At 69.9% G+C, this 25,514-nt stretch carries 24 protein-coding genes, 1 pseudogene and 1 riboswitch; of the genes and pseudogenes, 16 read left to right on the plus strand and 9 right to left on the minus strand.

All coding sequences use genetic code 11. The features are described 5' to 3' along the window. Window positions 1-16: 16 nt before the first annotated feature. The 4 genes from AB0I12_RS17770 to AB0I12_RS17785 form a co-directional block, all read right to left on the minus strand. Entirely contained in the window at window positions 17-442 is a 426-nt protein-coding gene (locus tag AB0I12_RS17770) for a hypothetical protein (RefSeq protein ID WP_359930387.1), read from the minus strand. Window positions 443-615: 173 nt separating this feature from the next. Next, a complete protein-coding gene (locus AB0I12_RS17775) occupies window positions 616-1,716 on the minus strand; it encodes a PQQ-dependent sugar dehydrogenase (protein ID WP_359930390.1) in 1,101 nt (366 codons plus the stop codon). A gap of 135 nt (window positions 1,717-1,851) precedes the next feature. Continuing rightward, window positions 1,852-3,135: a cyclopropane-fatty-acyl-phospholipid synthase family protein gene (locus tag AB0I12_RS17780; protein ID WP_359930393.1), complete on the minus strand. Its 1,284-nt coding sequence runs from the start codon at window positions 3,133-3,135 to the stop codon at window positions 1,852-1,854. Continuing rightward, window positions 3,132-4,511 (minus strand): FAD-binding oxidoreductase, encoded by a 1,380-nt coding sequence (locus tag AB0I12_RS17785; protein ID WP_359930395.1) that lies wholly within the window; start codon window positions 4,509-4,511, stop codon window positions 3,132-3,134. The genes AB0I12_RS17780 and AB0I12_RS17785 overlap by 4 nt, the downstream gene beginning before the upstream one ends. A 77-nt stretch (window positions 4,512-4,588) precedes the next feature. Here AB0I12_RS17785 and AB0I12_RS17790 point away from each other — a divergent pair, with 77 nt between their 5' ends. From AB0I12_RS17790 to AB0I12_RS17810, 5 genes are all read left to right on the plus strand, one after another. After that, window positions 4,589-5,521 carry a 2-hydroxyacid dehydrogenase gene (locus AB0I12_RS17790; protein WP_359930398.1) on the plus strand — a complete coding sequence of 311 codons (933 nt, stop codon included), beginning with the start codon at window positions 4,589-4,591 and terminating at the stop codon, window positions 5,519-5,521. Between the two features lie 33 nt (window positions 5,522-5,554). After that, window positions 5,555-6,649 carry an exo-alpha-sialidase gene (locus tag AB0I12_RS17795; RefSeq protein ID WP_359930401.1) on the plus strand — a complete coding sequence of 365 codons (1,095 nt, stop codon included), beginning with the start codon at window positions 5,555-5,557 and terminating at the stop codon, window positions 6,647-6,649. Next, window positions 6,646-6,909 (plus strand): MoaD/ThiS family protein, encoded by a 264-nt coding sequence (locus AB0I12_RS17800; protein ID WP_359930404.1) that lies wholly within the window; start codon window positions 6,646-6,648, stop codon window positions 6,907-6,909. The genes AB0I12_RS17795 and AB0I12_RS17800 overlap by 4 nt, the downstream gene beginning before the upstream one ends. A 58-nt stretch (window positions 6,910-6,967) precedes the next feature. Further along, a complete protein-coding gene (locus AB0I12_RS17805; protein WP_359930407.1) occupies window positions 6,968-7,513 on the plus strand; it encodes an AAA family ATPase in 546 nt (181 codons plus the stop codon). A gap of 120 nt (window positions 7,514-7,633) precedes the next feature. After that, complete coding sequence (locus tag AB0I12_RS17810) at window positions 7,634-9,892, plus strand: MMPL family transporter (RefSeq protein ID WP_359930410.1); 2,259 nt, start codon at window positions 7,634-7,636, stop codon at window positions 9,890-9,892. On the opposite strand, the gene AB0I12_RS17815 is transcribed toward AB0I12_RS17810, so the two are convergent. The 3 genes from AB0I12_RS17815 to AB0I12_RS17825 all read right to left on the minus strand — a co-directional run bounded on the left by AB0I12_RS17815 (window position 9,893) and on the right by AB0I12_RS17825 (window position 12,205). Continuing rightward, window positions 9,893-10,771, minus strand: coding sequence for a 5-aminoimidazole-4-carboxamide ribonucleotide transformylase (locus AB0I12_RS17815; protein ID WP_359930413.1), 879 nt, complete (start codon window positions 10,769-10,771; stop codon window positions 9,893-9,895). It lies immediately after the preceding gene. An 18-nt stretch (window positions 10,772-10,789) separates the two neighbouring features. Further along, window positions 10,790-10,866: riboswitch (ZMP/ZTP riboswitch) on the minus strand. Window positions 10,867-10,868: 2 nt separating this feature from the next. Beyond that, the gene (locus AB0I12_RS17820; RefSeq protein WP_359930416.1) at window positions 10,869-11,597 is read right to left on the minus strand and encodes a class I SAM-dependent methyltransferase; all 729 of its coding nucleotides are present in this window, start codon (window positions 11,595-11,597) and stop codon (window positions 10,869-10,871) included. 83 nt (window positions 11,598-11,680) lie between these two features. Continuing rightward, entirely contained in the window at window positions 11,681-12,205 is a 525-nt protein-coding gene (locus AB0I12_RS17825) for a CHAP domain-containing protein (RefSeq protein ID WP_359930419.1), read from the minus strand. Between the two features lie 415 nt (window positions 12,206-12,620). On the opposite strand from AB0I12_RS17825, the gene AB0I12_RS17830 reads away from it, so the two are divergent. From AB0I12_RS17830 to serA, 5 genes and pseudogenes are all read left to right on the plus strand, one after another. After that, a complete protein-coding gene (locus AB0I12_RS17830; protein WP_359930422.1) occupies window positions 12,621-14,372 on the plus strand; it encodes an acetolactate synthase large subunit in 1,752 nt (583 codons plus the stop codon). Further along, window positions 14,372-14,875: pseudogene (gene ilvN / locus AB0I12_RS17835) on the plus strand (acetolactate synthase small subunit); the annotation flags it as partial. The gene AB0I12_RS17830 and the pseudogene ilvN, both read left to right, overlap by 1 nt. Before the next feature lie 165 nt (window positions 14,876-15,040). Further along, entirely contained in the window at window positions 15,041-16,060 is a 1,020-nt protein-coding gene (gene ilvC, locus AB0I12_RS17840) for a ketol-acid reductoisomerase (protein WP_359930900.1), read from the plus strand. Window positions 16,061-16,167: 107 nt separating this feature from the next. Next, window positions 16,168-17,352 (plus strand): trypsin-like peptidase domain-containing protein, encoded by a 1,185-nt coding sequence (locus AB0I12_RS17845; protein WP_359930425.1) that lies wholly within the window; start codon window positions 16,168-16,170, stop codon window positions 17,350-17,352. A 116-nt stretch (window positions 17,353-17,468) separates the two neighbouring features. Beyond that, window positions 17,469-19,067 carry a phosphoglycerate dehydrogenase gene (gene serA / locus AB0I12_RS17850; RefSeq protein WP_359930428.1) on the plus strand — a complete coding sequence of 533 codons (1,599 nt, stop codon included), beginning with the start codon at window positions 17,469-17,471 and terminating at the stop codon, window positions 19,065-19,067. Between the two features lie 111 nt (window positions 19,068-19,178). Here the strand turns inward: serA and AB0I12_RS17855 are convergent, their stop codons facing one another. Further along, the gene (locus AB0I12_RS17855) at window positions 19,179-19,745 is read right to left on the minus strand and encodes a class I SAM-dependent methyltransferase (protein WP_359930431.1); all 567 of its coding nucleotides are present in this window, start codon (window positions 19,743-19,745) and stop codon (window positions 19,179-19,181) included. A 146-nt stretch (window positions 19,746-19,891) separates the two neighbouring features. On the opposite strand from AB0I12_RS17855, the gene AB0I12_RS17860 reads away from it, so the two are divergent. Genes AB0I12_RS17860 through AB0I12_RS17870 form a run of 3 tightly spaced genes read left to right on the plus strand, consistent with a single transcriptional unit; the run spans window position 19,892 to window position 22,231 of the window. Further along, window positions 19,892-20,047, plus strand: coding sequence for a hypothetical protein (locus AB0I12_RS17860; RefSeq protein ID WP_359930434.1), 156 nt, complete (start codon window positions 19,892-19,894; stop codon window positions 20,045-20,047). Then, complete coding sequence (locus tag AB0I12_RS17865) at window positions 20,044-21,093, plus strand: 3-isopropylmalate dehydrogenase (protein ID WP_359930437.1); 1,050 nt, start codon at window positions 20,044-20,046, stop codon at window positions 21,091-21,093. The genes AB0I12_RS17860 and AB0I12_RS17865 overlap by 4 nt, the downstream gene beginning before the upstream one ends. Before the next feature lie 46 nt (window positions 21,094-21,139). Continuing rightward, window positions 21,140-22,231, plus strand: a complete 1,092-nt coding sequence (locus tag AB0I12_RS17870) for a branched-chain amino acid aminotransferase (protein ID WP_359930440.1) — start codon at window positions 21,140-21,142, stop codon at window positions 22,229-22,231. Window positions 22,232-22,273: 42 nt separating this feature from the next. Here the strand turns inward: AB0I12_RS17870 and AB0I12_RS17875 are convergent, their stop codons facing one another. Continuing rightward, window positions 22,274-22,747: a hypothetical protein gene (locus AB0I12_RS17875; RefSeq protein WP_359930443.1), complete on the minus strand. Its 474-nt coding sequence runs from the start codon at window positions 22,745-22,747 to the stop codon at window positions 22,274-22,276. A gap of 104 nt (window positions 22,748-22,851) precedes the next feature. Here AB0I12_RS17875 and AB0I12_RS17880 point away from each other — a divergent pair, with 104 nt between their 5' ends. From AB0I12_RS17880 to AB0I12_RS17890, 3 genes are all read left to right on the plus strand, one after another. Then, a complete protein-coding gene (locus AB0I12_RS17880; protein ID WP_359930445.1) occupies window positions 22,852-23,250 on the plus strand; it encodes a hypothetical protein in 399 nt (132 codons plus the stop codon). A 409-nt stretch (window positions 23,251-23,659) separates the two neighbouring features. Continuing rightward, on the plus strand, window positions 23,660-25,249 hold the full coding sequence (gene cimA / locus AB0I12_RS17885) for a citramalate synthase (protein WP_359930448.1): 1,590 nt from the start codon (window positions 23,660-23,662) through the stop codon (window positions 25,247-25,249). Beyond that, window positions 25,246-25,488, plus strand: coding sequence for a hypothetical protein (locus AB0I12_RS17890; RefSeq protein WP_359930451.1), 243 nt, complete (start codon window positions 25,246-25,248; stop codon window positions 25,486-25,488). The genes cimA and AB0I12_RS17890 overlap by 4 nt, the downstream gene beginning before the upstream one ends. The last annotated feature ends 26 nt before the right edge of the window (window positions 25,489-25,514 follow it).

The following is a 25,514-nucleotide window of genomic DNA, read 5'->3' on the forward strand; positions in this document are numbered from 1 at the left end:
TGCACCCCCTCGACGGTCAGGCTGCGTTCTTCTGCTGTGAGTGGGGAGCGTCGGCGATGACCTCGCGCTCGACGCGGCCGTCGTCCACGTCGGCGGCGTCGGCGAGGAGGGTCTGGGCGACCGACAGTTCCTCGGCCGTGCAGCGGACCTCGTAGCGGGTCGGCAGGACCTCAGTGGTCACGGCTTCGGGGCGATTACGGACCAGCCCGCGGAACAGCCCCCCGAGCGCCCCGACGAGTACGCCGTACACAAATCCCCACACCACAACGGCGAGACCGTTCAGCGTCGTTTCGGCCACCAGAGTGACGAAGACCGCCGCGAGTACCCCGAGAAGCGCGCCGTGCGCGGCGCTGACCAGGGTGAGCCTCACGGCCGGGACGGTTCTGCGTCTGGTGGCCTGCCGGAGTCCGGCGCCGACGATCTCCAGGTTGGCCGCTGTCATCCCGTAGCTTCTGAGGTACTCGACTGTTCGCTGAGCATCGTCGAATCTGCTCACCGATGCGATCACGCTGTTGGGGACGCCAGACGCCTGGCCGGTCGGCATACCGATCTCCTCCTCAGGTCGTTTCCTTCCAACAAGTACCAGACGACCGAAGAGCTGAAACGGTTGACTTCTCAGGAGGTGCTGATCGTCACGCGCAGGATCCGGTCGTCGCCGTCGCGGGTGTCGCCGCGGCCGTCGGTGTTCGACGTGGTCACCCACAACGACCCGTCCGGCGCGGTCTCGACCGTACGCAAACGCCCGTACTGATTGGTGAAGAACGGCTGCGGCTCACCGACCCGCTTGCCGCCCGCGACCGGGATCGCCCAGAGCCGCTGGCCGCGCAACGACGCCATGAAGATGTACCCCTTGGCGAACGCGATCCCGGACGGCGACGCGTCGGCCGTGTGCCACTGGGCGATCGGGTCGGTCATGCCGTCGAGCTGGCTGATGCCTTCCGCAGCCGGCCAGCCGTAGTTCGAGCCGGGGGCGATCGCGTTCAGCTCGTCCCAGGTGTTCTGCCCGAACTCCGCGGCGTACAACTGGTCGCCGTCGAACGCGAGCCCCTGGACGTTGCGGTGGCCCTTGGTGATCCACACCCGCCCGTCCGGGTTGCCCGGCGCGGCCTTGCCCTCGGTGGTGATCCGCAGGATCTTCCCGCCGAGCGAGTCGTCGTTCTGCGAGTTCGGCCGGTCCGACCCGTCGCCGGTCCCGGCGTACAGGAACCCGTCCGGACCGAACCGCAGCCGCCCGCCGTTGTGGATCGCCGCGGCCGGAATCCCCTCGAGGATCACCTGCTGGTCCGACAACTTCCCGCTCTGGTACGTGATCCGCGCGATCCGGTTGTCGTCGCCACCCGAGTAGTACGCGTAGAGGTACGGCTTCCCCGGATACCCCGGATCCACCGCGAGCCCGAGCAGCCCACCTTCGGACGACGGGTTCACCCCATCCACCTCACCGACGTCACTCACCTGCCCGTCGGCGATCCGCTTGATCTTCCCCGAATCCCGCTCCGCCACCAACGCACTCTTGTCAGGCAGAAACGCCAACCCCCACGGCACCTCGATCCCCGTCGCCACCGTCGAAGCCACCGTCAACTTCACCGCCCCCACAGCCCCGCTCGCCGTACCCGAGCTCACAGTCGCCGGCGCCGTCCCCGCCCCCGACGACGAGTCCTCCGAACACCCCACCACCAACGCCAACGCCGCCACCACCACCGCAGCCCGACCGCGCACGCCCGTCTCCTCCACTAGCCCTGCCCCCAAGCTAGCGACAACCACCAGCCCGCACCGCCGGAATGACCCGACCTGCAATCAATTCGAGAGACCGCACGCCGACCCTGGCAGGACTTGATGCGCCCGGCGTATGACTCACCAGGTGGGTCTCAGCGGGAAGTGGGAGTTGCCGCGGTGGTCGGGTTTTGCGGCGAGGACCTGGTGGAGCTGGATGGTGTTGTGTTCGAAGCCGGCTCGGCTGGCGGCTAGGTAGAGGCCCCAGATCTTTGCGGTGGGGTGGCCGACCTCGGCGACGGCCTCGTCCCAGTGGGTGACCAGGTTTTCGTTCCAGGCGGTGAGGGTGAGGGCGTAGTGCTCGCGGAGGTTCTCCTCGTGGCGGACCTCGAAGCCGGCGTCCTGGGCCTCGGTGATGATGCGGCCGGAGCCGATCAGTTCGCCGTCGGGGAAGATGTAGCGGTCGATGAACGCGCCGGTGTTGCGGAACCGGTTGTCCGGCCGGGTGATGCAGTGGTTGAGCAGCCGGCCGCCCGGCTTGAGCCGGCTGTGCAGGAAACCGAAGTACGACGGGTAGTTCCGGACGCCGATGTGCTCGGTCAGGCCGATCGAGCTGATCGCGTCGAAGTCGTACTCGGGGACGTCGCGGTAGTCCAGGAACCGCACCTCGGCGCGGTTCTCCAGCCCGTCCCGCTTGATCGCCTGCGCTGCCCATTCGGCCTGCGCCGCGGACAGCGTGACGCCCAGCGCGGTGACGCCGTACTCGCGGGCCGCGTGCCGCACCATGCCGCCCCACCCGCAGCCGACGTCGAGCAGCCGCATGCCCGGCTTCAGGTCGAGCTTGCGCGCGACCAGGTCGTACTTCTCGAACTGTGCCTCTTCCAGCGTGGCGTCCGCGGTCGGGTAGACCGCGCACGTGTACGTCATCGACGGCCCGAGCACCCACTCGTAGAACGTGTTCGACACGTCGTAGTGGTGGTGGATCGCGGACTTGTCCCGCGCCTTCGAGTGCCGCAGCCCCTCGAAGGTACGCCGCCACTTGGGCAGGTGCTCCTGCGGCGGGGGAGGCGGCGGCTTCAGGTGGCTCCACCCAAGGCTGCGGAGGATCCGGACGGCCTCTGCGGCCTTCGGCCGGTGGAAGTGGAACTGATCGAGGATCAGCCGCATCAGGTCGTACGGGTTGCCCGGGTGGACGCCGGTGATCTCCAGGTCGCCCATCACGTACGCGCGGACCATCCCGAGATCGCCGGGCGCGGTCAGGATGTACGACAGCCCGCGCTCGTTGGCCAGATGCATGTGAATGGGCGAGTCCGAGGGACCCGCCTCGCTGCCGTCGTACGCCGAGAACCGGAACGGCAAAGCGTCCGGAATCACGGCCGTGAGGGCTTCGGCGATCGATACCTGCTGGGTCGCGAGCGTCGTCATCGGCGCGTCACCGCCTTTTCGTAGAGCCCGGTGAGCCGGGCGTCCGGGTCGTAGCGTTTCTTCACCTCGTCCAGCGCTGCGACGTTGTAGAGCCGGTCGAAGGTCTCACGGTCGTAGTAGGCATCGGAGTACAGCGACTTGTGGCCGCCGAAGTCGGTGACGGCGGCCTCGATCCGCCGGTTCACGTCGCCGTCGGCGGCGCCCGGCGCGATCGGCACGGTGCCCCAGAAGCCGACGTTGACGTACGTCTCGCCGGGCTTCAGTGGATACAGCGGCCAGGACGCCGCGCCGCGCAGTCGCAACGGGCAGAGCCAGACGGGCCGCATGCCCACGTTCGCGTCGAACCAGCGCAGGAACTCCGCCAGTCGCGCGACCGGGATCTCCACGTCCTGCACCACGCGCTCGCGGTCCGCATGGCCGCGGCGGCGGTTCAGCCGGGCGGCGATGTGATGCCGGTTCTCGAAGCCGACGAACTTGTAGAACACGTCGCTGCGTCGCCAGCGGCGAGGCCACAACCGCCGTACGACGGGCTGCTGCGCGCCGAACGCCCTCGAGCACCAGAACCAGTCGGTGTCCCAGCGCCACAGGTAGTCGTGGGCGGTGAGGAAGTCCCGCTGCCGCTGCTGGATCGAACGGTAGTAGATCTGCTGACCTGTGTAGTCGCTGGTGCGGATCGCGGCGTCGCTGTTGCGGCCGAGAGTGAGGTACGCCTCCGACGGGCTGAACGCGACGCCGTCGACGAAGTGCACCGGCTCACCGTCGTACGTGCCGGAGGCAACGATCTCGTCGATGGCCGGCGCGAGCTCGTCCAGGCCGAGTCGGACGTGCCGGAGCGCGACGTACGGCGAGATGCGGTCGAGTTCGATGCGCAGCCGGGTGGCGTACCCGAGCGTGCCGTAGGAGTTCGGGAACATCCGGAACAGGTCCGCGTGCTCGCCGGAAGGCTGCGCCGTGACCACGTCGCCGGCGCCGGTGAGGATGTCCAGCTCGAGCACGGACTCGTGCGGCAGGCCGGCGCGGAACGACGACGACTCGATGCCGAGCCCAGTGACCGCGCCGCCGAGGGTGATCGTCTTCAGCTGCGGCACCACCATCGGCATCAGGCCGTACGGAAGGGTCGCCGCGACCAGGTCCTCGTATGTGCACATGCCCTGGACGTCGGCCGTGCGGGCGGCCGGGTCGATGCCGAGGACACCGGTCAGCTTCGACACGTCCAGCCCTGGACGGTCGACCGCGGCCCGCGGCCGGAACAGGTTCGAGCTGCGCTTGGCCAGCCGAACGGGCTCGCCCGGCGGGATCAGTTCGTACGACTCCCGCAGCCGCCCGACGGCCTGATCGTGCGCGACCACCACCGCCCTGTCCGATGTCGAAGGCACCGATCCAGAGTACGACGACGGCCGCTCCGTGGCACCGGAGTTCAAAACTGTCCACGATCCCGAGTAGGTTGAAACGCATGGTTGACGTGGTGAAGGCATGGCTTCCGTGGGAGGACCCCGCCGGGTTCCTCGGCGGGGTGCCCGACGGGTTCGACGTGGACTTCTATGCCGGCGGCGAGCGGCCCACGTCGCTCGACGAGGTGGAGTTCTACGTGCCGAGCTACATGGGCGGCGGTGACGTGTTCGACGTCATCCGCGACATGCCGGCGCTGAAGGTCGTGCAGCTGCAGACGGCCGGGTTCGAGCACGCGCAGTCGCGGCTCGCCGACGGCGTTACCCTGTGCAACGCGCGCGGCGTGCACGACGCGTCCACGGCCGAGCTGGCGGTCGGGCTCATCCTCGCGTCGTTCCGGAACCTGCCGCGTGCGATCCGTGACCAGGAGCGCCAGGTCTGGCCGGGGTCGTACGACGAGGTCGACGACTCGCTCGCCGACCGCACGGTGCTGATCCTCGGGTACGGCGCGATCGGCGAGGCGCTCGAGCGGCGGCTGACCGGGTTCGAGTGCGACGTGATCCGGGTCGCCCGGAGTGCGCGGGACGGCGTGCACCCGATCGCGGAGCTGCCCGAGCTGTTGCCGCGCGCCGACGTCGTCGTGCTGCTGACCCCCGCGACGCCGGAGACCAAGCGGATGGTGGACGCCAAGTTCCTGGCCTCGATGAAGGACGGCGCCCTGCTGGTGAACGTCGCCCGCGGCATCGTCGTCGACACCGACGCGCTGCTCGCCGAGCTCGGGACGCGCCGGATCCGGGCCGCGCTCGACGTGACCGACCCGGAGCCGTTGCCCGCCGGACATCCGCTGTGGTCTGCTCCGAATGTGCTGATCAACCCGCACCGCGGCGGCGCCTCGACGGCGTTCGCGCCGCGGGTCGCGCGGCTGGTGCGTGCGCAGTTGCAGCGCTACGCGTCCGGGGAACCGTTGATCAACGTGGTGGCTGGGCCGCCACGCTAGAACACGCTGGGACACGCTAGGAGGAGGACGACGATGTCCGAGGCCGTACTGCTGATCGGTACCAAGAAGGGGCTCTGGATCGGCCGGAGCGACGCTGCCCGCAAGGACTGGCAGCTGGACGGGCCGGTGCCCGAGTTCGAGATGCAGGGCGTGTACGCCGTGGGCATCGACACCCGTGGCGACCGGCCTCGGCTGTTCGTCGGCGGCACCAGCGAGCACTGGGGGCCGGCGGTCTTCCACTCCGACGACCTCGGCAAGAGCTGGGCGGAGCCGCCGGAGGGCTCGATCGGGTTCCCGGAGGACGCCGACGCGTCGCTGGAGCGGGTCTGGCAGATCCAGCCGGGACCGCCCGGTCAGCCGGGCGTCGTGTACGCCGGGTCCGAGCCGCAGGCGCTGTGGAAGTCGACCGACGGCGGGGTGACGTTCGAGCTGGTCCGCGGTCTGTGGGACCACCCGCACCGGTCGGAGTGGGGCGCCGGGTTCGGCGGCGCGGCGATCCACACCGTGGTGCCGCACCCGACCGATCCCGACCGGGTGAGTGTGGCGATGTCCACCGGCGGGGTCTACCGGACCGCCGACGGCGGCGCGACCTGGTCCCCGGCGAACCAGGGGATCCAGGCGAAGTTCTTCCCGGACCCGTACCCGGAGTTCGGCCAGTGCGTCCACAAGCTGGCCGCGCACCCCGACGCACCGCAGCGGCTGTTCGCGCAGAACCACCACGGCGTGTACCGCTCGGACGACGGCGGCGCGGTCTGGACGTCGATCGCGGACGGTCTGCCGTCGGACTTCGGGTTTCCGATCGTGGTGCACCCGCACGAGCCCGAGACCGTGTACGTGTTCCCGCTGGTCGCGGACGCGAACCGGATTCCTACCGGGGCGCAGTGCCGGGTCTTCCGGTCCCGGGACGCCGGCGCCACCTGGGAGCCGCTGGCGGCCGGACTGCCCGACGTCTCCTACGTGCCGGTGCTGCGGGACGCGATGTCCACCGACACCGCCGATCCCGCCGGGGTGTACGTCGGCACGCGGGACGGCTGTGTCTACGCGAGCCCCGACGCCGGCGACGGCTGGGTCGAGGTCGCCCGGCACCTGCCCGACGTACTGACAGTGCGCGCCGCGGTGGTCGGATGATCGGCGTCCGGCTGCCCACGGTGCTCCGGCCGTTCGCGGGCGGCGCCGAGCGCGTCGAGGTCGAGGCGCGGAGCGTGGCCGAGGCGTTCGCCGCGCTCGACGCACCGCTGCGCCGGCGGCTGACCGACGAGCAGGGGGCGATCCGCCGGCACGTCAACATCTACCTCGGTGACGACAACATCCGCGATCTCGACGGTCTGGGGACGTCGCTCGACGACGGCGACGAGCTGTTGATCCTGCCCAGCGTCGCGGGCGGCTGACGGCGCGCGAAAACAAAAGACTGCACTTCCGGGCGCCGCTTGGTTAGCGTCGGGCGGCATGAGCAACGTCCTCCTGCTGACCGGGCCGTCCGGCTCCGGCAAGACGACCGTGGCGCGACTCGTCGCGACCGACGCGCCACGGCCCACGATGCACCTGACCACCGACGAGTTCTACCGCGGTATCCGCACCGGCTTCGTCGCGCCGTACCTGCCCGGTGCGGAACGCCAGAACGAGGTGGTCGTCGAGGCGATCGTGGCCACCGTCGCCGTCTATGCGCGCGGCGGGTACGACGTGGTGGTCGACGGCATCATCGGCCCGTGGTTCCTCGCCCCGTTCCGTGCGGCCGCGGCGGCGGGCGAGTGGGCGATGTCCTACGTCGTCCTGCGCCCGGACCTCGGGACGACGCTGCAGCGCGGACAAGCCCGGCCCCAGCCCGAGTTGACCGACGCCGACGCCCTCACCGGGCTGCACGGCGCGTTCGCCGACCTCGGCGCGCTGGAGCCGCACGCGCTCGACACCACCCGGCTCGACCCGGACCGAACGGCCGCCGAGGTCCGCAAAGCCGTTGCCTCCGGCTCCTACCTGCTCAACGCCAGCGGATGAGGACAGGCTGTGACCGTCGGCGCCGAGGGGTTGTGACCCTGTCCCGGCCGACCTAGATTCGCGGGTGGGGGCCGGCGGCTGGGCCGTCGCCTGGGGGGTGCCCGGGGGGAGGGGCACCTCATGCATGCATTCCTGCACCGCCTCGGTCGCGGGGCGGCACATTTCCATTGGCTCGTGATCGGCGGCTGGCTGGTGGCCGTTGTCGCGCTGTTCGTGCTCAAGGGTGCGTTCGGCGGCACGTATTCCAACAACTACACGGTTCCGGGCAGTGAGTCATCCGCTGGTTTGAACATCCTGAACAAGGACTTCAGCACCGCCGGCGGCTATTCGGGCTCGATCGTGTTCCACGCGAAGTCCGGCACGGTGGCCGAACACTCCGCGCAGGTCAAGTCGTCGATGGACGCCGTCGCGAAGCTGCCCGACGTGGTCAGCGCCGTCGACCCGCTGGCGACCTCGCAGACGGCGTACATCTCCAAGGACGGCAGCATCGTCAACGCGCCGGTCTCGTTCTCGGTGGTGCCGGCCGCACTCGACAGCTCGTACCTCGACAAACTCGACGCGGCGGTCGAGCCGGCCCGCGCGGCCGGCCTTCAGGTCGAGTACGGCGGCGGCGCCGGTCAGATCGGCAAACAGGCCGACGACCTGCCCTCGGAGGCGATCGGTCTGCTGCTCGCGCTGGTGCTGCTGTTCCTGATGTTCCGGTCCGTCGTCGCGGCCGGACTGCCGCTGCTGTCGGCGGTCTTCAGCGTCGGCGGCGGACTGGCGATCCTCGGTCTGCTCGCGGCGGTGAAGACGTTCCCGGTGTCCGCGCCGACGGTCGCGACCTTGCTCGGCCTCGGGGTCGCGATCGACTACGGACTCTTCCTGGTGTCGCGCCATCGCGAGCAGTTGGAGGACGGGATGAGCGTCCGCGAGTCGGCGGGACGGGCCGCCTCCACCTCCGGTGCGGCCATCGTGGTCGCCGGTGGGACGGTCGTGATCGCGATCCTCGGTCTGTACGTGTCCGGCGTACCGTTCGTCGGCGCGCTCGGGCTGTCGTCGGCGATCGTGGTCGCGGTCACGGTGCTGGCCGCCCTGACGCTGATCCCCGCGCTGCTGGGGCTGGCGAACCTGAAGGTCCTGAACCGCAAGGACCGGCACCACCTCACCGAGGAACGCGAACTCGAGGCCGGCCTCCCGGATGATTCCGCGGTCGCCGCGCATCGTGCGGAGGAACACGAACGCCGCGACGCCGCGCACGAGCGGAGTGCGTTCGCGCGCTGGGGCCGCAAGGTGAGCGCCCGGCCGTGGCCGTTCGGCATCGCCGCGACGCTGGTGCTGCTCGTCCTGTCGATCCCGCTGCTGTCGATGAACCTCGGCCAGCTCGACGCCGGTACCGACCCGGCCCAGGACTCCAGCCGGAAGGCGTACGACCTGATTGCGCAGGGGTTCGGCCCGGGAGCCAACGGTCCGCTGACGGTCGTCGTCCAGCTGGAGTCGGTGAGTGCGGCCGACAAGCAGTCGGTGCTCAGCGGCCTGGCTTCGACGCTGCAGAAGACCCCGGGCGTGGCCGCCGTCCAGCAGCCGAGCACGAACAGCGCCGGGACGACCGCGATCATCAACGTCGTCCCGACCACGTCGCCGTCGTCGGCCGACACCGAGGACCTGGTCAACCGGATCCGTGACGACGTGCTGCCCGGCCAGAAGGAACCGACGTACGTCGTCGGCACCACCGCCGGGTACGTCGACTTCACCGAGAAGGTGGGCAGCCGGATGCCGTGGCTGATCGGGGCCGTGGTGCTGCTCGCGTTCGTGCTGCTGACGGTGGCGTTCCGCTCGCTGCTGATCGGCGTGAAGGCCGCGGTTCTCAACCTGTTGTCGGTCGGGGCCGCGTACGGCGTGATCGTCGCGGTCTTCCAGTGGGGCTGGGGATCGTCGCTGGTCGGGATCGACGAGAAGGTGCCGATCCCGTCGTTCGTGCCGATGCTGATGTTCGCGATCGTGTTCGGGCTCTCGATGGACTACGAGGTGTTCCTGCTGTCCCGGGTGCACGAGGCCTGGATCGCGACCGGGGACAGCCACCGCGCGGTCGCGATCGGGATCGGCGCGACCGCGCGGGTGATCACCACGGCGGCCGCGATCATGATCGTGGTCTTCCTGAGCTTCGTCCAGGACGACGACCCGACGGTGAAGATGCTGGCGGTCGGCATGGCCGTGGCCGTGCTGATCGACGCCAGCATCGTCAGGATGATCCTGGTCCCGTCCGTGATGACGCTGCTCGGCCCGCGCGCCTGGTGGCTGCCGCGCTGGCTGGACCGGATCGTGCCCGACATCCAGCTCGAGGGCGGAGCGCCGTCGGCGCCCCCGGCGCCACGGGAGAAGGTGGGCTCGGCTCCCTGATCAGTGCCGGAACAACCGGACACCGGTCACGGTCCGGCGGATGCCTCGCTCGGCGCACGCCGCGGCGACCTCGCCGGACCGGATCGACCCGCCGGGCTCCACGATGTGCGTGACGCCGTACCGCTGCGCCTCGTCGACGTTGTCGCTGAAGGGGAGTACGCCGTCGGACACCATCGTGACGCCGGTGAGCGGCTCGTCCGAGCGGCGGGACCACCACAGCGCGGCCTTCTCACCGGCCAGGCGGGTGCAGTCGACGCGGGACTGCTGGCCCGCGCCGATGCCGATCGCCACCGTGTCCTTCACCATCACCACGGTGTTCGACTGGGTGTAGCGGGCGACGATCAGGCCGAGCACGGCATCGTCGGGGAGGTCGCGCGGCACCGGCAGCGCGTCGCGCTCCTGCGTAAGCCGCGCGCCGAAGATCTCCCGTACCTCCTCGGCCGGCGGCTCGAACTCCGGGTCGACCTCGAGCACCAGGTAGGTTCCGCGCTTCTTCGCGGCCAGGATCTCGACGACGCCCTCGTCGTACCCGGGCGCGATGATCCCGTCCGAGACGACCCGCTTCAGCACGCCGGCCAGCTCCAGGTCGACCGGATGCGAGACCGCCACGAAGTCGCCGTACGACGACTTCGGATCGGCGTCCCGGGCCCGGGTGTACGCCGCCGCCACGGTCTCGCCGAGCGCCGCGCCGGCGGGGGAGACGTGCTTGTACGACGCCGCCGCCGGCCTTCCGAGCGCCTGCGCGGCGTCGCGCACCAACTGCCATCCGGTCAAGGCGTCGAGGATGTTGATGTACGACGGTTCGCCCGCGACCACCGTGAACGGCGGGTGCTCGACAGCGGCCGTTTGATGAGGATTCGTTCCGTACCGCAGGCGCATCGCGACCTCCGAGTCGATCGGAGGCGCCCAGGCGGACGACGCCCTGTAGTTCGCTCCCTGGTGGTGATCCACCCTCGCCAGTCGCGGTGCGGCCAGACTACTTCGTGGCGCGGACGACGAGCATCGGCGCGTCCGCGGTCGGCGGCTCCCCGTGCCACCCGCTCTCGATCGTCACGCCGGTGAACCCGGCCTGCCGCAGATCGGCGGTGATCTCCTCGGCCGTCCGGAAGTACAAGACGTTGCGGTAGACCGCGTCGTGGCCGTCCGGGAAGACGTTGTGGGCATCGAACACCACGCGCCCGCCGGCGATCTCGATCAGCTCGAGCCACTCCTTCAGATGTCCGGCCGCGGTGTCGCGCTCGCCGTACGTCGCGTCGCTCGTCCACTGCTCCCACGCGCGGGCCGCCGGGTTGCGCGACTCGAACGCGAACATCCCACCGGGACGCAGCGCGGCGGCGAGCGCTGTCACCGACGCCTGGTGTTCCGCGACGTGCATCATCGTGTTGCCGCTGCTGACCACGAGATCCGCATCGCCGCTCGGCTCGACCACGTGATGGTCGCCGTCGATCCAGGTGACCGCCTCGGCGCCCGGCTGGCGGCGTGCGTAGCCGAGCATCGTCGGGCTCGGGTCGATGCCGATCACCGCCCGGCCCGGCGCGACGAGGGACCGGGTGAGGAGACCGGTGCCGCAGCCGAAGTCGATGACCTTCGTCGTGCCCTCGGCCAGTGACCGGTAGTAGGCGTGGTCGTCGCCCGGCGGGTTGTCCAGGTCGTACAGATGCACCAGCTGCTCGTCGCCGTACGGATCGTCAGTCACGTATCGCATGCTAGGCAGCCGCGTCGGCCGCGGACCAGGAAAAGAGGGGAGCCGGTGCGGGGGACGAGTTCCGCACCGGCTCGATCAGGGGATCAGACCGCGGAGACCCAGGCGTAGATGTCGGCGGGACGGCCGGCGTTCCCGGCGTGCTGCGGGTCGAACGGCCCGTGCTTGCGCACCTCGTTGCCCGAGTTGCCCTCGACCGTGCTGATCCTGCCGTCGGTGCCGACGGCAACGACCACGCCGGTGTGCACGCTGGTGTCGGTGTCATCCGGGCCGGTGCCGTAGAGCACGATGTCACCGGGCTGCATGCCGGTGTCGCCGTCGTGCGTGCGGCCCTTTCCCTGGCCCCAGGTGTAGATGTCGCCGGTGAAGCCGTAGTTGGGGATCTGGATGCCGGCCTGCCGCCAGGTCCAGGTGGCGAAGTGCGCGCACCACGCCTCGCACGGTCCGTACGGGTTGCAGTTGCTGCCGGGCGGTGTCTCCTGCTGGCCCACCTCGCCGTTGGCCGCGTTCACGATGGTTGTCCGGGTGTCGGCCGCGGCGGCGGTCAGCGACAGCGATCCGCAGAGGGCGACGGCAACGGCCGCCACGAGCATTCGTACCGAGAGGCGCATGGTCACTCCGATCGGGAGAGGGGGCGGTGGAAACCTTCGAGCGCGCGACCCCAGTATGTGACTGATTAACCTCACAGAGCCATTGCGGCGGCATCAAGTTACCGACACGCTGATCGTAAGACGGCTGTCCCAGATATTGAGACACAGGCGAGCCCAACTTGACCCGGTCGCCGGTTGTCGGCGAATAATGCCTACATGCGATCGATTCTCCTCGTACTTGTGCGGCGCGCCGACTGACGCGACCACAGAGTCGAGCGCGCCCCTTCAGCCAACCCGGCGGAAGGGGTTTTTTGTTGCCAATGCGACTATCTGCGACCCAGTAGCGCGGCGGGAACGACCACGAGCGAGGATGGATCGGTCGCGAAAAGCGCAGCTTTTTCGGCACAACAGCGTGACTGACTGAGGGAAGGCACTCATGAGTGAGCAGCTGACCGGGGCACAGGCTCTGATCCGCGCACTGGAACATGCCGGGGTCGACACCGTCTTCGGCATCCCGGGCGGCGCGATCCTCCCGGCGTACGACCCGATGCTCGACTCGACCCAGATCCGCCACATCCTGGTACGTCACGAGCAGGGCGCCGGCCACGCCGCCCAGGGGTACGCCGCGGCGTCCGGCAAGGTCGGCGTCTGTATGGCCACCTCGGGACCGGGCGCGACGAACCTCGTCACCCCGATCGCCGACGCGTACATGGACTCGGTGCCGCTGGTGGCGATCACCGGGCAGGTCGCGAGCGCCGCGATCGGCACCGACGCCTTCCAGGAGGCCGACATCCGCGGCATCACGATGCCGATCACCAAGCACAACTTCCTGGTCAACAACCCGGACGAGATCGCCACCACGATCGCCGAGGCCTTCCACATCGCCTCCACCGGCCGGCCCGGCCCGGTGCTGGTCGACGTGACCAAGGACGCGATGCAGACCAAGGGCGTCGACTTCCAGTGGCCGACCGAGCTCTCGCTGCCCGGCTACCGGCCGGTGACCCGCCCGCACCCCAAGCAGGTGCGTGAGGCGGCCCGCCTGATCGCCGCGGCCGAGAAGCCGGTGCTGTACGTCGGCGGCGGCGTGATCCGTGCGCAGGCCAGCGCCGAGCTCAAGGAGCTCGCCGAGCTGCTCGGCATCCCCGTCGTCACCACGCTGATGGCCCGCGGCGCCCTGCCGGACACCCACGAGCTGCACTTCGGGATGCCCGGCATGCACGGCTCGGTGTCCGCCGTCGGCGCGCTGCAGCGGTCCGACCTGCTGGTCTGCCTCGGGGCCCGCTTCGACGACCGCGTGACCGGCCGGCTCGACTCGTTCGCACCGGAGGCGAAGGTCATCCACGCCGACATCGACCCGGCCGAGATCGGCAAGAACCGCGCCGCCGACGTGCCGATCGTCGGCGACTGCAAGGAGGTCATCACCGACCTGATCGCGGCGCTGCGCACCGAGATCGCGAACACCGGCCGCACCCCGTCGTACGACGCGTGGCGCAAGCAGCTCGACGCGGTCCGCGCGCGCTACCCGCTCGGGTACGACGAGCCCGAGGACGGCACGCTGTCGCCGCAGCACGTGATCAAGCGGATCGGCGAGATCGCCGGACCGGACGCCGTCTACACCGCGGGCGTCGGCCAGCACCAGATGTGGTCCGCGCACTTCCTGCCCTTCGAGAAGCCCGGCCACTGGCTGAACTCCGGCGGTCTCGGCACCATGGGGTACGCCGTGCCGGCCGCGATGGGCGCCAAGGTCGCGCGGCCGGACAAGACCGTCTGGGCGATCGACGGCGACGGCTGCTTCCAGATGACCAACCAGGAGCTCGTCACCTGCGCGCTCGAGGGCATCCCGATCAAGGTTGCCGTGATCAACAACCAGTCGCTGGGCATGGTCCGGCAGTGGCAGACGCTGTTCTACGACAAGCGCTACTCCAACACCGACCTGCACTCGGCCCGGATCCCGGACTTCGCCAAGCTCGCCGAGGCGATGGGCGGCGTCGGGCTGCGCTGCTCGGACAAGGACTCGGTCGACGCGACCATCGAGAAGGCGATGGCGGTCAACGACGCGCCGGTGGTCGTCGACTTCGTGGTGCACCGCGACGCGATGGTGTGGCCGATGGTCGCCGCCGGCGTCAGCAACGACGAGATCCAGATCGCCCGCGACATGGCCCCGACCTGGGACAGCGAGGAACTGTGATGAGCAAGCACACTTTGTCGATCCTGGTCGAGAACAAGCACGGTGTGCTGGCCCGCGTGGCGGCGCTGATCTCGCGTCGCGGGTTCAACATCGACTCCCTCGCGGTCGGTCCGACCGAGCATCCCGAGGTGTCCCGGATGACCATCGCGGTCAGCGTGGACGAGCAGCCTCTGGAGCAGATCACCAAGCAGCTCAACAAGCTCGTCAACGTGATCAAGATCGTCGAGCTCGAGCCCACGCAGACCGTCCAGCGCGAACTGCTGCTGGTCAAGGTCAAGGCGGACACCCTGACCCGCGGACAGGTGCTGGAGACCGTCCAGCTGTTCCGTGCGAAGGTGGTCGACGTGGCACCGGACGCGATCACCATCGAGGCGACCGGCAATCCCGAGAAGCTCGAAGCCATGCTCCGGGTGCTGGAACCGTTCGGCGTCCGCGAGCTGGTGCAGTCCGGCATGGTCGCGATCGGCCGGGGCAGCCGCTCCATCTCCGACCGCACCCTGCGACCGGTCCCGGTGCCGCCGCCGCACGTCCAGTCCGGACCCCCGAACGTGCAGGCGCGACCCGCTGATCGCCAGCCTTCGCACCCGGTACCGGCGCCGCCGCCGGGCCGTACCGCCGCCGCCGTACCGAATCAACACTAAGGAGAAGTGCCCGAAGTGGCTGCTGAAATGTTCTACGACGACAACGCCGACCTGTCGGTCATCCAGGGCCGGCACGTGGCCGTGCTCGGCTACGGCTCCCAGGGCCACGCCCACGCGCTCTCGCTGCGCGACTCCGGCGTCGACGTCCGCGTCGGCCTGCCCGAGGGCTCGAAGAGCCGCGCCAAGGCCGAGGCCCAGGGCCTGCGGGTCGTCACGCCGGCCGAGGCCTGCGAGGAGGCCGACGTGATCGTCGTCCTGGCGCCGGACCCGGCCCAGCGCAAGCTCTACACCGAGGCCATCGAGCCGAACCTGGTCGACGGCGACGCGCTGGTCTTCGGTCACGGCTTCAACATCCGGTTCGGCTACATCAAGCCGCCGGCGGGTGTCGACGTGTTCATGGTCGCCCCGAAGGGCCCGGGCCACCTGGTCCGCCGTGAGTACTCCGAGGGCCGCGGCGTCCCGGTGCTGGTCGCGGTGGAGCAGGACGCCACCGGCAAGGCCTGGGACCTGGCCCTGTCGTACGCCAAGGGCATCGGCGGCCTGCGCGCCGGCGGTATCAAGACCACCTTCACCGAGGAGACCGAGACCGACCTGTTCGGTGAGCAGGCCGTCCTCTGCGGTGGCGTGTCGGCGCTGATCCAGGCCGGCTTCGAGACGCTGACCGAGGCCGGCTACCAGCCCGAGGTCGCGTACTTCGAGTGCCTGCACGAGCTCAAGCTGATCGTCGACCTGATCTACGAAGGCGGCATCGCCAAGCAGCGCTGGTCGGTCTCCGACACCGCCGAGTACGGCGACTACGTGTCCGGCCCGCGGATCATCGACGCGTCGGTGAAGGCCCGGATGAAGGAGGTCCTCGGCGACATCACCGACGGCACCTTCGCGGCCCGCTTCATCGCCGACCAGGACGCCGGTGCGCCGGAGTTCGCCGAGTTCCGCAAGCAGAGCGAGGCGCACCCGATCGAGGCCGTCGGCAAGGAGCTGCGCGGCCTGATGGCGTGGGTCAAGTCCCACGACGAGGACTACGTCGAGGGCAGCGCCGCCCGCTGACGAACACGCAGTGCAAGGCCCGGACCATCCAGGTGGTGGTCCGGGCCCTTTTCTTTGGCACAATCAGTGAGGGGTTCGTTGTGAGCAGGTGATGGGGGAGGTTTCCTATGGACGGTCGCGAGCAGCCGCGACCGCCGCGGCGGGTTCCGGCAGGCGCCGGGACGCTCACGCAGATGGAGACCCCGCGCCGCCCGGCCCACCCCTCCGAGCCGCAGCCGCGCCGCCCGTGGATCTTCGGCCGGGTCCTGGCCGGGTTCGTCGTCCTGCTGGTGATCGTCGCGGGCGGAGCCGGCGCAGGCTGGTACATCCGGCAGCAGACCCTCCGTATCGACACCGCCGCGGTGCTGGCGTCGGCCGGCCCGGCCGTCGTCCGGGTGCTCGCGAGCACGTGCGCCGGCACCGGTGAGGCCTCCGGCGTCCTGATCGACAACGGGCGGATCCTGACCGCCACCTCGGCGGTCGACCAGCCGAAATCCATCGTCGTGATGGCGCCGGACGGCCGGATCCGGCGCGCCAACCTGCTCGCCACCAGCGCGGACGGCGTCGCGATCCTGCAGTCGATCGGCTTCGACGAGTCGCCGCTGCGGCTGCCGAAGGCGGACCCCGACCCGAATGCCGAACGTGCCCTGGTCGGCTACACGGCCGCGGGCAAACAGGTCGTCAACGCGGTCGGGTCGGAGGCCGACCCCGAGGCGCTGAGCCAGTTCATGAACGCGGCCAAGCTGGGCGGCCCGGTCGTCAGCAAGTCCGGCGAGCTCGTCGGCCTGGTCACCGGCGACACCGTCCAGGCCAGCACGATCGTCGCGCTCAGCAAGCTCCGCGGATACGTCGCCCAGGCGCCGTCCGGCGTCACGGTCGGGACTCTCGGGGACTGTGCGCAGTCCCGCGGTCCGCAGGGCGCCATCGCGCCGGAGCTGCAGGTCGCCGGTACGCCGCTCGCACAGGAGGCGCGGCAGCTGCTCGCCGGCTACCTGACGCTGGAGAACCAGCAGGACTTCGCGGCGCTGCAGGCGCTGTACTCGCCGAAGTACGCCAAGGGCATGACCGAGGCCGTGGACCGGAACAAGCACCAGACCACGTACTTCTTCAACCCGCGAATCACCGACCTGGCGCCGGACGGGTCCTCGGTCCGGATGGCGTACAACGTCATGTACTCGCCCGAAGCGAAGGGCGCCGGCGGCCAGAACTGCAGCCGGCTGGACACGAGGTTCTCCCTGGTCAGGTCGCGTGGCAAGCTGGTCATCGACGCCACCAAGGCGTTGGGAGGCTCGCCCGCCTGCGACACGAACTGACCGGCATCCGGGTGCCCGCGCGGGCCGCGCGACGGACGCGGTACCATCGACCCAGCGGGCACAGCGCGGTGCTCTGTTCTTGATGAGCCCCTACCGCTTCTGCAGGAGATTCCTCCATGACTGACGTAACCCGGCCCGTCGTCCTGATCGCCGAAGAGCTCAGCCCGGCCACCGTCGAGGCGCTCGGCCCCGACTTCGAGATCCGGCACACCAACGGCGCCGACCGCGCCGAGCTGCTCCCGGCCATCGCCGACGTCGACGCCATCCTGATCCGCAGCGCCACCAAGGTGGACGCCGAGGCCCTCGCCGCCGCCAAGCGCCTGAAGGTCGTCGCCCGGGCCGGTGTCGGCCTGGACAACGTGGACGTGAAGGCCGCCACCCAGGCCGGGGTGATGGTCGTGAACGCACCGACCTCCAATATCGTCAGCGCCGCCGAGCTCGCGGTCGCGCTGCTGCTCGCCGCCGCGCGCCGGGTCCCGGCCGCGAACGAGTCGCTGAAGAAGGGCGAGTGGAAGCGCAGCAAGTACTCGGGTGTCGAGCTGTTCGAGAAGACCGTCGGCATCGTCGGCCTCGGCAAGATCGGCGTCCTGGTCGCGCAGCGGCTGGCCGCCTTCGGCATGAACGTGATCGCCTACGACCCGTACGTGCAGGCCGGCCGGGCCGCGCAGATGGGCGTCCGGCTCGCGACCCTGGACGAGCTGCTGGCGACCAGTGACTTCATCTCGGTGCACCTGCCGAAGACCCCGGAGACCATCGGCCTGATCGGCGACGAGCAGCTGCACAAGGTCAAGCCCGAGGTCGTCATCGTGAACGCGGCCCGCGGCGGCATCGTCGACGAGCAGGCGCTTTACTCGGCTTTGAAGGAAGGGCGCGTGGCCGGCGCCGGGCTGGACGTGTTCGCGGCCGAGCCGTGCACGGACTCGCCGCTGTTCGAGTTCGAGAACGTCGTCGTCACGCCGCACCTCGGCGCGTCCACCGACGAGGCGCAGGAGAAGGCCGGGATCGCGGTCGCGAGGTCGGTCCGGCTCGCGCTGTCGGGCGAGCTGGTGCCGGACGCGGTCAACGTCCAGGGCGGCGTGATCGCCGAGGACGTCCGGCCCGGTATCGCGCTGACCGAGAAGCTCGGCCGGATCTTCACCGCCCTGGCCGGCGGCGTCGCGCAGCAGCTCGACGTCGAGGTCCGCGGCGAGATCACGCAGTACGACGTGAAGGTGCTCGAGCTCGCCGCGCTCAAGGGTGTGTTCGCCGACGTCGTCGAGGACAACGTCTCGTACGTGAACGCGCCGTTGCTGGCCGCCGAGCGGGGCCTCGAGGTCCGGCTCGTCACCGACCACGACAGCCCCGAGCACCGCAACCTGATCACGCTGCGCGGCACGCTCGCCGACGGCGCCCAGGTGTCGGTGTCCGGCACGCTGGTCGGCGTCCGGCAGTCGGAGCGGCTGGTCGAGATCGACGGGTTCGACCTGGAGGTCGAGCTGTCCGCGCACCTGGCCTTCCTCACCTACGAGGACCGGCCGGGCATCGTCGGCCAGATCGGCCGGATCCTCGGCGACGCCGACGTGAACATCGCCGGCATGCAGGTCAGCCGGGACCGCAAGGGCGGCAAGGCGCTGGTCGCGCTGTCGGTCGACTCGAAGATCGAGCCGGCCGTCCTCGACGACATCAGCGCCGCCGTACAGGCCGACACCGCGCGCACGGTCGACCTCGAGGCGTGATTCACCCCAACGGCTGATTTACTGAAGGCGGTCAGCCGCCCGCAGGCGCATGGCGGCTGACAAGGGCCCGAGCTCCATAGCTCGGGCCCGCTTTCATGTCTCGGGCTGTGCCTAGTGGCGGGTGGCGAGGAGGACGGCGGCGTCGGGGGCGACCATCACCTCGACGGTGGTGAAGCGCTTGTCCATCAGCCATTCCTGGCGGAGCGTGTCGACGCGGCCCTCGTACATCGGCGGCCAGACGGCCGACGGGGTGAAGTCGTCGAGTACGACGAAACCGCCCGGCTCGACGACGTCCGCGATCACGTCGCGGGCGGACAGCTTCGCCTCGCGCGCGTCCACGAACAGCAGCGCGAACGGCCCGCGCTCGATCAGCGCGGTCCAGTCGGCCGAGACGACCTCGATCCGCTCGTCGGCGGCGAACAGCTCCGCGACCGCCTGCGCGAGCTGCGGATCGCTCTCCGCGGTGACGATGTTGGTGCCCTCACCCGCGCCGCTGCGCAGCCACGCCGAGCCGACGCCGCAGCCGGTCCCGAGCTCACCGAGCAGGCCGGTCTTCGAGGCCGCGAGGGTGGCGAGCAACCGGCCGGTCTCGTTCCTGGTGGAGCTGACGAACCCGCGCCGGCCGGACAGGCTGAGGGCCGCCGATACCAGCGGCGGCAGTTCTGGAGGAGCACTCACCGGGTGAGAGTCGCACAGGTCCGGTCCAGCGCCCGCACTGCGATCTCAGATAGCGGGACAACCTGCCCGCATGGTGGAGGAATAGTCGGATGTGCGAGTAAATTCGTGCGCATCCTGCCGCCCACGACATCCTTGGGAGGAGCAGCATGTACGAGATGTATCCAGCCAACTGGCCGGCGATCGACGCCCGCGAGCGCAAGGCGACCCGGCGTCGCCGCGCCGCCCGTCCGGCGGGTGACGAGGTCAAGGCTGTCCAAGAGGCCATGAACCGCCGCGACAATGGGGGAGAACCCAAGAAGTGAGCGAGAACAAGTTCTTCACGCTGGCCGTCGTTCCCGGTGACGGGATCGGACCGGAGGTCACCACCGAGGCCCTGAAGGTCCTCGACGCGGTAGCCGCGCAGCACGGCGTGACGTTCGAGCGGACCGAGTACGACCTCGGCGCGAAGCGCTGGCACGCCACCGGTGAGACGCTGCCGGACGCCGAGCTGGAGGCGATCCGCGGGCACGACGCGATCCTGCTCGGCGCGGTCGGCGACCCGAGCGTCCCGTCCGGCGTCCTCGAGCGCGGTCTGCTGCTCAAGCTCCGGTTCACCCTCGACCACTACGTGAACCTGCGGCCCTCGAAGATCTACCCGTCCGTCGGCTCCCCGCTGGCGAACCCGGGTGCGGTGGACTTCGTCGTCGTCCGCGAGGGCACCGAGGGCCCGTACGTCGGCAACGGCGGCGCGCTCCGCGTCGGCACCCCGGCCGAGATCGCCACCGAGGTGTCGGTCAACACGGCGTACGGCGTCGAGCGGGTCGTCCGCGACGCGTTCGCCCGCGCCCAGGCCCGTCCGCGCAAGAAGCTCACGCTCGTGCACAAGAACAACGTGCTCGTGCACGCCGGCCACCTGTGGAAGCGGACCGTCGACAAGGTCGCCGAGGAGTTCCCGGAGATCGCCGTCGACTACCTGCACGTGGACGCCGCGACGATCTTCCTGGTCACCGACCCGGCGCGCTTCGACGTGATCGTCACCGACAACCTGTTCGGCGACATCATCACCGACCTGGCGGCCGCGATCACCGGCGGGATCGGGCTGGCCGCGAGCGGCAACATCAACCCGGACCGGACCGCGCCGAGCATGTTCGAGCCGGTGCACGGCTCCGCGCCGGACATCGCCGGCCAGCAGAAGGCCGACCCGACCGCGGCGATCCTGTCCGCGGCCCTGCTGCTCGAGCACCTCGGCCTGAGCGAGGCGGCCCGCGCGATCGAGGCGGCCGTCGAGGCGGACATCGAGGAGCGCACCGGCGCCGCCCGCAGTACGTCCGAGATCGGCGACGCGATCGCCAAGCGCGCGGCGGGCTGAAGGGCGACACTCGCATGACCACTTGGCCTAGAGGTACGGTGCGCTTATGAGCGCCGATCTGCAGTTCACCGTTGAGCCCGACACCCAACCGGCCAGCGACGACCAGCGCGCCCAGATCCTGGCGAACCCGGGATTCGGGCAGTACTTCACCGACCACATGGCGATCGCCACCTGGACGGCCGAGAAGGGCTGGCACGACGCACGGATCACCGCCTTCGGACCGCTGGAGCTGTCTCCGGCGACCTCGGTGTTCCACTACGCCCAGACGATCTTCGAGGGGATGAAGGCCTACCGGCATCCCGACGACTCGATCCACCTGTTCCGCCCCGAGGCCAACGCGGTCCGGTTCCAGCGCTCCGCGCACCGGCTCGCGCTGCCCGAGCTGCCGACCGCGGCGTTCCTCGACTCGCTGCACAAGCTGGTCGAGATCGACAAGGCCTGGGTGCCGGGCGGCGGCGAGACCTCGCTGTACCTGCGGCCGTTCATGTTCGGCTCGGACCCGTTCCTCGGCGTCCGCCCGTCGGCCCAGGTCACGTACTGCGTGATCGCCTCGCCGGCCGGGTCGTACTTCGCGAACGGCGTGAAGCCGGTCCGGATCTGGCTCAGCGAGGAGTACACCCGCGCGGCCCCCGGCGGCACCGGCGCGGCGAAGACCGGCGGCAACTACGCCTCCTCGCTGCTCGCCCAGGCCGAGGCGATCGAGCAGGGCTGCGACCAGGTCGCGTTCCTCGACGCGGTCGAGAAGAAGTGGGTCGAGGAGCTCGGCGGGATGAACCTGTACTTCGTCCTCGACGACAACTCGGTCGTCACGCCGGAGCTGTCCGGCACGATCCTCGAGGGCGTCACCCGGGACTCGATCCTGAAGCTGGTCACCGACCTCGGCTACACGGTCACCGAGCGCAAGATCTCGGTCGACGAGTGGCGTGCCGGCGCGGAGTCCGGCAAGGTGCGCGAGGTGTTCGCCTGCGGCACCGCCGCGGTCGTCACCCCGGTCGCGTCGCTGAAGTGGAAAGACGGCGAGACCACGATCGGCGACGGCGACGGCGGCCCGGTCACCGCGGCCGTCCGCACCGCCCTCCTCGACGTCCAGTACGGCCGCGTGGCCGACCCGCACGGCTGGATGACCCGCATCGCCTGAGGAACGACGAACGGCCCGGTGGATCGAACCACCGGGCCGTTGTCATGTCCGGCGCTTGAGGTACCAGCCGATCGTGTTCAGCACGCCCAGCACCAGCCAGAGGCCGATCGCCAGCACCGGCGCTCCGGTCCACCCGAACTCGCTGTACTCGCCGGAGTCCGGTTTCAGCAGCACGATCACGATCGTGTCCGCGAGTCCCACGTAGGCGCACACGAACGAGGCGAGGGTCGTCGGCGCGGCCAGGGCGACCACGACGAGGACGGCGTACGCGATGAACAACCAGTTGGCGGCGCTCCCGAGAGGCTCGGCGTCCCGGGCCATGCCCAAGCCGCTGTAGATGCGCACGCTGTCGCGGCCGTACTCCCGGATCAGCCAGGTCGGCGTCAGCGTGACGAGCACGGCCAGCGCGGTCGCGTAGCCGAGCAGCTGGAAGCGCAGTTGCTCGAAGCCGTTCGCGTCGCGCGGCGGCAACGGCGCCTTCAGCACGTTCAGGTTCACGTCTTCAGGCTCGCTCACCGGTGATTTCCTGTCCCGCAGTGTCGTTTCACAGGATCTTTTCAGGTCTGAGGGTCGGACAGTTGGTCGCTGTCTGTCGCTGCGGTTCGATAGGGTCGGGCGGTATGAGCGGCTTCCCGGACGAGGTTGAGGCGTACTACGCGGAGCTGGGCGAGCGGCGCGGGTGGTCCGGGGAGACCGTCGCCGCGATCCGGTCGACCGTCGAGCTGATCCGGGACCTGGATCGCGGGACGGCGTCGCGGACGTACGGCGCGGCCGTCGACGACTACGGCACCGACTGGCTCTACGAGGCCGTCTGGCACGAGCGTGAATGGGTCGTCGTCCGGCAGCTCGGCGTCGGCGAGGACGGCGAGGTCACACGGTACTGGTGGCAGCGCCTGGAAGACGACGAGGGGATGCTCACCGACCGGTCCCTCGACCGCGACGACTGGGGCCTGCGGCCGCTCACCCGCGAGGACTTCTACACCGCCTGGGACGACCCGGGCTGGTCCCTCACCGCCTGAACAGCCGGCCCACTCCGGCCTGCCGCCGCCCTCGGCTCGCACGACGGGACGGGACTCGTTCGAGCGGATAACCCTTCGTGTTGGGGGTTCTTCGTTCTCACACCAGCGAAGAACCCCCAACACGAGCGGTTATCCGCTGGTGCGACGGATGTCGCGGTGGTGGGTGGGACCGGCAGGGAGTGCTGCACTGGGGCGGGCGCTGGAGTACTGGTCGGCGTACTGAATGTTCGTGATGCGAGACGGGGACCTCATGGTCCGGACATTGTGTGGCAGACTGCAAAACGTCATGAAGCACTATCGGGTGATTATTTCCTAGGCGCGCTCAGCAAGCTGTACCTGAGCGCGCAGACCTCTCGCACCTTGCGGGAGGTTTTTTGTTTGCCTGACAACCCCTCCGGAAGGCCGGCCCATGAGCATCTCGGACGATTTCCACGTCTACGACACCACCTTGCGCGACGGTGCGCAGCAGGAGGGTCTGGCGCTGTCCGTGGCCGACAAGATCGCCATCGCGCAGTACCTGGACGAGCTGGGGGTCGGATTCATCGAGGGCGGCTGGCCGGGCGCCGTCCCCAAGGACACCGAGTTCTTCGAGCGGGCGAAGACCGAGCTGCACCTGCGGAACGCGACGTTCGCGGCGTTCGGGGCGACCTGCAAGCCGGGGTCGGCCGCCGCCGACGACCCGCAAGTGGCCGCGTTGCGGGAGTCGGGCGCCGCCGTGGTCACACTCGTTGCCAAGAGCCACGACGCGCATGTCGAGCGGGCCCTGCGCACGACGCTCGACGAGAACTTGCGGATGGTCGCCGACACCGTCCGGCACCTCCGCGAGAGCGGCCAGCGGGTCTTCCTCGACACCGAACACTTCTTCGACGGCTATCGCGCGAACCGCGCCTACGCGCTCGAGGTGGTACGAGTAGCCGCCGAGGCCGGGGCCGACGTCATCGCGCTGTGCGACACCAACGGCGGGACCCTGCCGCGGGAACTGCAGGACGTCGTCCGCGACGTCCTCGCCTCGACCGGGGCCCGGCTCGGCATCCACGCCCACAACGACGGCGGTTGCGCGGTGGCGAACTCGATCGCCGCCATCGAGGCCGGCGTCACGCACGTCCAGGGCACGATCAACGGGTACGGCGAGCGCACCGGCAACGCCGACCTGCTGGCGGTCGTCGCCAACCTCGAACTCAAGCGGGACATGCGACTCCTCCCGCCCGGCAAGCTCGCGGACTCGTTCCGGATCGCGCACGCGATCGCCGAGGTGACGAACGTGCCGCCCTCGACCCGGCAGCCGTACGTCGGGCTGTCCGCGTTCGCCCACAAGGCGGGCCTGCACGCCAGCGCGATCAAGGTCGACCCGGACCTCTACCAGCACACGGATCCGGCTCGCGTGGGCAACGACATGCGCATGCTGGTCTCCGAGATGGCCGGCCGGGCGAGCGTCGAACTGAAGGGCCGGGAGCTCGGGTTCGACCTCGGCAACGACCGGGAGCTGGTCAGCCGGGTGACCGAGCGGGTGAAGGACCTGGAGGCCCGCGGGTACACGTTCGAGGCGGCCGACGCGTCGTTCTCGCTGCTGCTCACCGAGGAGGTCGACGGCAAGCGGCCGAGCTTCTTCGACGTCGAGTCGTGGCGGGTGATCACCGAGTCGCGCGCCGACGGCGAGGCCGTGTCGGAGTCGACGGTGAAGCTGGTCGCGGGCGGCGAGCGGGAGGTCGTCACCGGCGAGGGCAACGGTCCGGTCAACGCGCTCGACCACGCACTGCGGGCCGCGATCGAGCGTGCGTACCCGGTGGTGAACAAGTTCGACCTCGTCGACTACAAGGTCCGCATCCTCGACCAGGGCCACGGCACCGACGCGGTGATCCGCGTGCTGATCGAGACCGCCGACGGCGAGGGCTCGTGGGTGACGGTCGGCGTCGGCCACAACATCGTCGAGGCGTCCTGGGAGGCGCTCGTCGACGGCGTCACCTTCGGTCTGCTCCGCCACAAGGAGGTCGCGCGATGAGCCTGGTCGCGGTCGAACGCGCCGTCACCACCTTCTCGGCGCAGGTGGTCGAGGTCGAGGGTCTGCTGGCGCGGGTCGCCGTACTGCTGAACCCGTACGACGTCCGTGAGCTTGCGCTGTCGCTGGACGACGGCACGCTCCAGATCGTCGTCGAGGGCAACGGTTTCGACGCCGACCGGGTCGCCGCCCGCCTGGAGAAGGTGATCGGCGTCCTCGAGGTGTCCATCAGTTCCAACTGAGCAGTTCAATCTGGACAGTTCAGGCC

This window comes from Kribbella sp. NPDC050459 (assembly GCF_040655315.1).
Taxonomy (GTDB): domain Bacteria; phylum Actinomycetota; class Actinomycetes; order Propionibacteriales; family Kribbellaceae; genus Kribbella.

Excerpts from the sequence above, each read along its gene's own strand:
- AB0I12_RS17770 (WP_359930387.1), bottom strand. The coding sequence starts at position 442 with ATGACAGCGGCCAACCTGGAGATCGTCGGCGCCGGACTCCGGCAGGCC.
- AB0I12_RS17780 (WP_359930393.1), bottom strand. The coding sequence starts at position 3,135 with ATGACGACGCTCGCGACCCAGCAGGTATCGATCGCCGAAGCCCTCACG.
- AB0I12_RS17790 (WP_359930398.1), top strand. The coding sequence starts at position 4,589 with ATGGTTGACGTGGTGAAGGCATGGCTTCCGTGGGAGGACCCCGCCGGG.
- AB0I12_RS17795 (WP_359930401.1), top strand. The coding sequence starts at position 5,555 with ATGTCCGAGGCCGTACTGCTGATCGGTACCAAGAAGGGGCTCTGGATC.
- AB0I12_RS17800 (WP_359930404.1), top strand. The coding sequence starts at position 6,646 with ATGATCGGCGTCCGGCTGCCCACGGTGCTCCGGCCGTTCGCGGGCGGC.
- AB0I12_RS17805 (WP_359930407.1), top strand. The coding sequence starts at position 6,968 with ATGAGCAACGTCCTCCTGCTGACCGGGCCGTCCGGCTCCGGCAAGACG.
- AB0I12_RS17810 (WP_359930410.1), top strand. The coding sequence starts at position 7,634 with ATGCATGCATTCCTGCACCGCCTCGGTCGCGGGGCGGCACATTTCCAT.
- AB0I12_RS17815 (WP_359930413.1), bottom strand. The coding sequence starts at position 10,771 with ATGCGCCTGCGGTACGGAACGAATCCTCATCAAACGGCCGCTGTCGAG.
- AB0I12_RS17820 (WP_359930416.1), bottom strand. The coding sequence starts at position 11,597 with ATGCGATACGTGACTGACGATCCGTACGGCGACGAGCAGCTGGTGCAT.
- AB0I12_RS17825 (WP_359930419.1), bottom strand. The coding sequence starts at position 12,205 with ATGCGCCTCTCGGTACGAATGCTCGTGGCGGCCGTTGCCGTCGCCCTC.
- AB0I12_RS17830 (WP_359930422.1), top strand. The coding sequence starts at position 12,621 with ATGAGTGAGCAGCTGACCGGGGCACAGGCTCTGATCCGCGCACTGGAA.
- ilvC (WP_359930900.1), top strand. The coding sequence starts at position 15,041 with ATGTTCTACGACGACAACGCCGACCTGTCGGTCATCCAGGGCCGGCAC.
- AB0I12_RS17845 (WP_359930425.1), top strand. The coding sequence starts at position 16,168 with ATGGACGGTCGCGAGCAGCCGCGACCGCCGCGGCGGGTTCCGGCAGGC.
- serA (WP_359930428.1), top strand. The coding sequence starts at position 17,469 with ATGACTGACGTAACCCGGCCCGTCGTCCTGATCGCCGAAGAGCTCAGC.
- AB0I12_RS17860 (WP_359930434.1), top strand. The coding sequence starts at position 19,892 with ATGTACGAGATGTATCCAGCCAACTGGCCGGCGATCGACGCCCGCGAG.
- AB0I12_RS17870 (WP_359930440.1), top strand. The coding sequence starts at position 21,140 with ATGAGCGCCGATCTGCAGTTCACCGTTGAGCCCGACACCCAACCGGCC.
- AB0I12_RS17880 (WP_359930445.1), top strand. The coding sequence starts at position 22,852 with ATGAGCGGCTTCCCGGACGAGGTTGAGGCGTACTACGCGGAGCTGGGC.
- cimA (WP_359930448.1), top strand. The coding sequence starts at position 23,660 with ATGAGCATCTCGGACGATTTCCACGTCTACGACACCACCTTGCGCGAC.
- AB0I12_RS17890 (WP_359930451.1), top strand. The coding sequence starts at position 25,246 with ATGAGCCTGGTCGCGGTCGAACGCGCCGTCACCACCTTCTCGGCGCAG.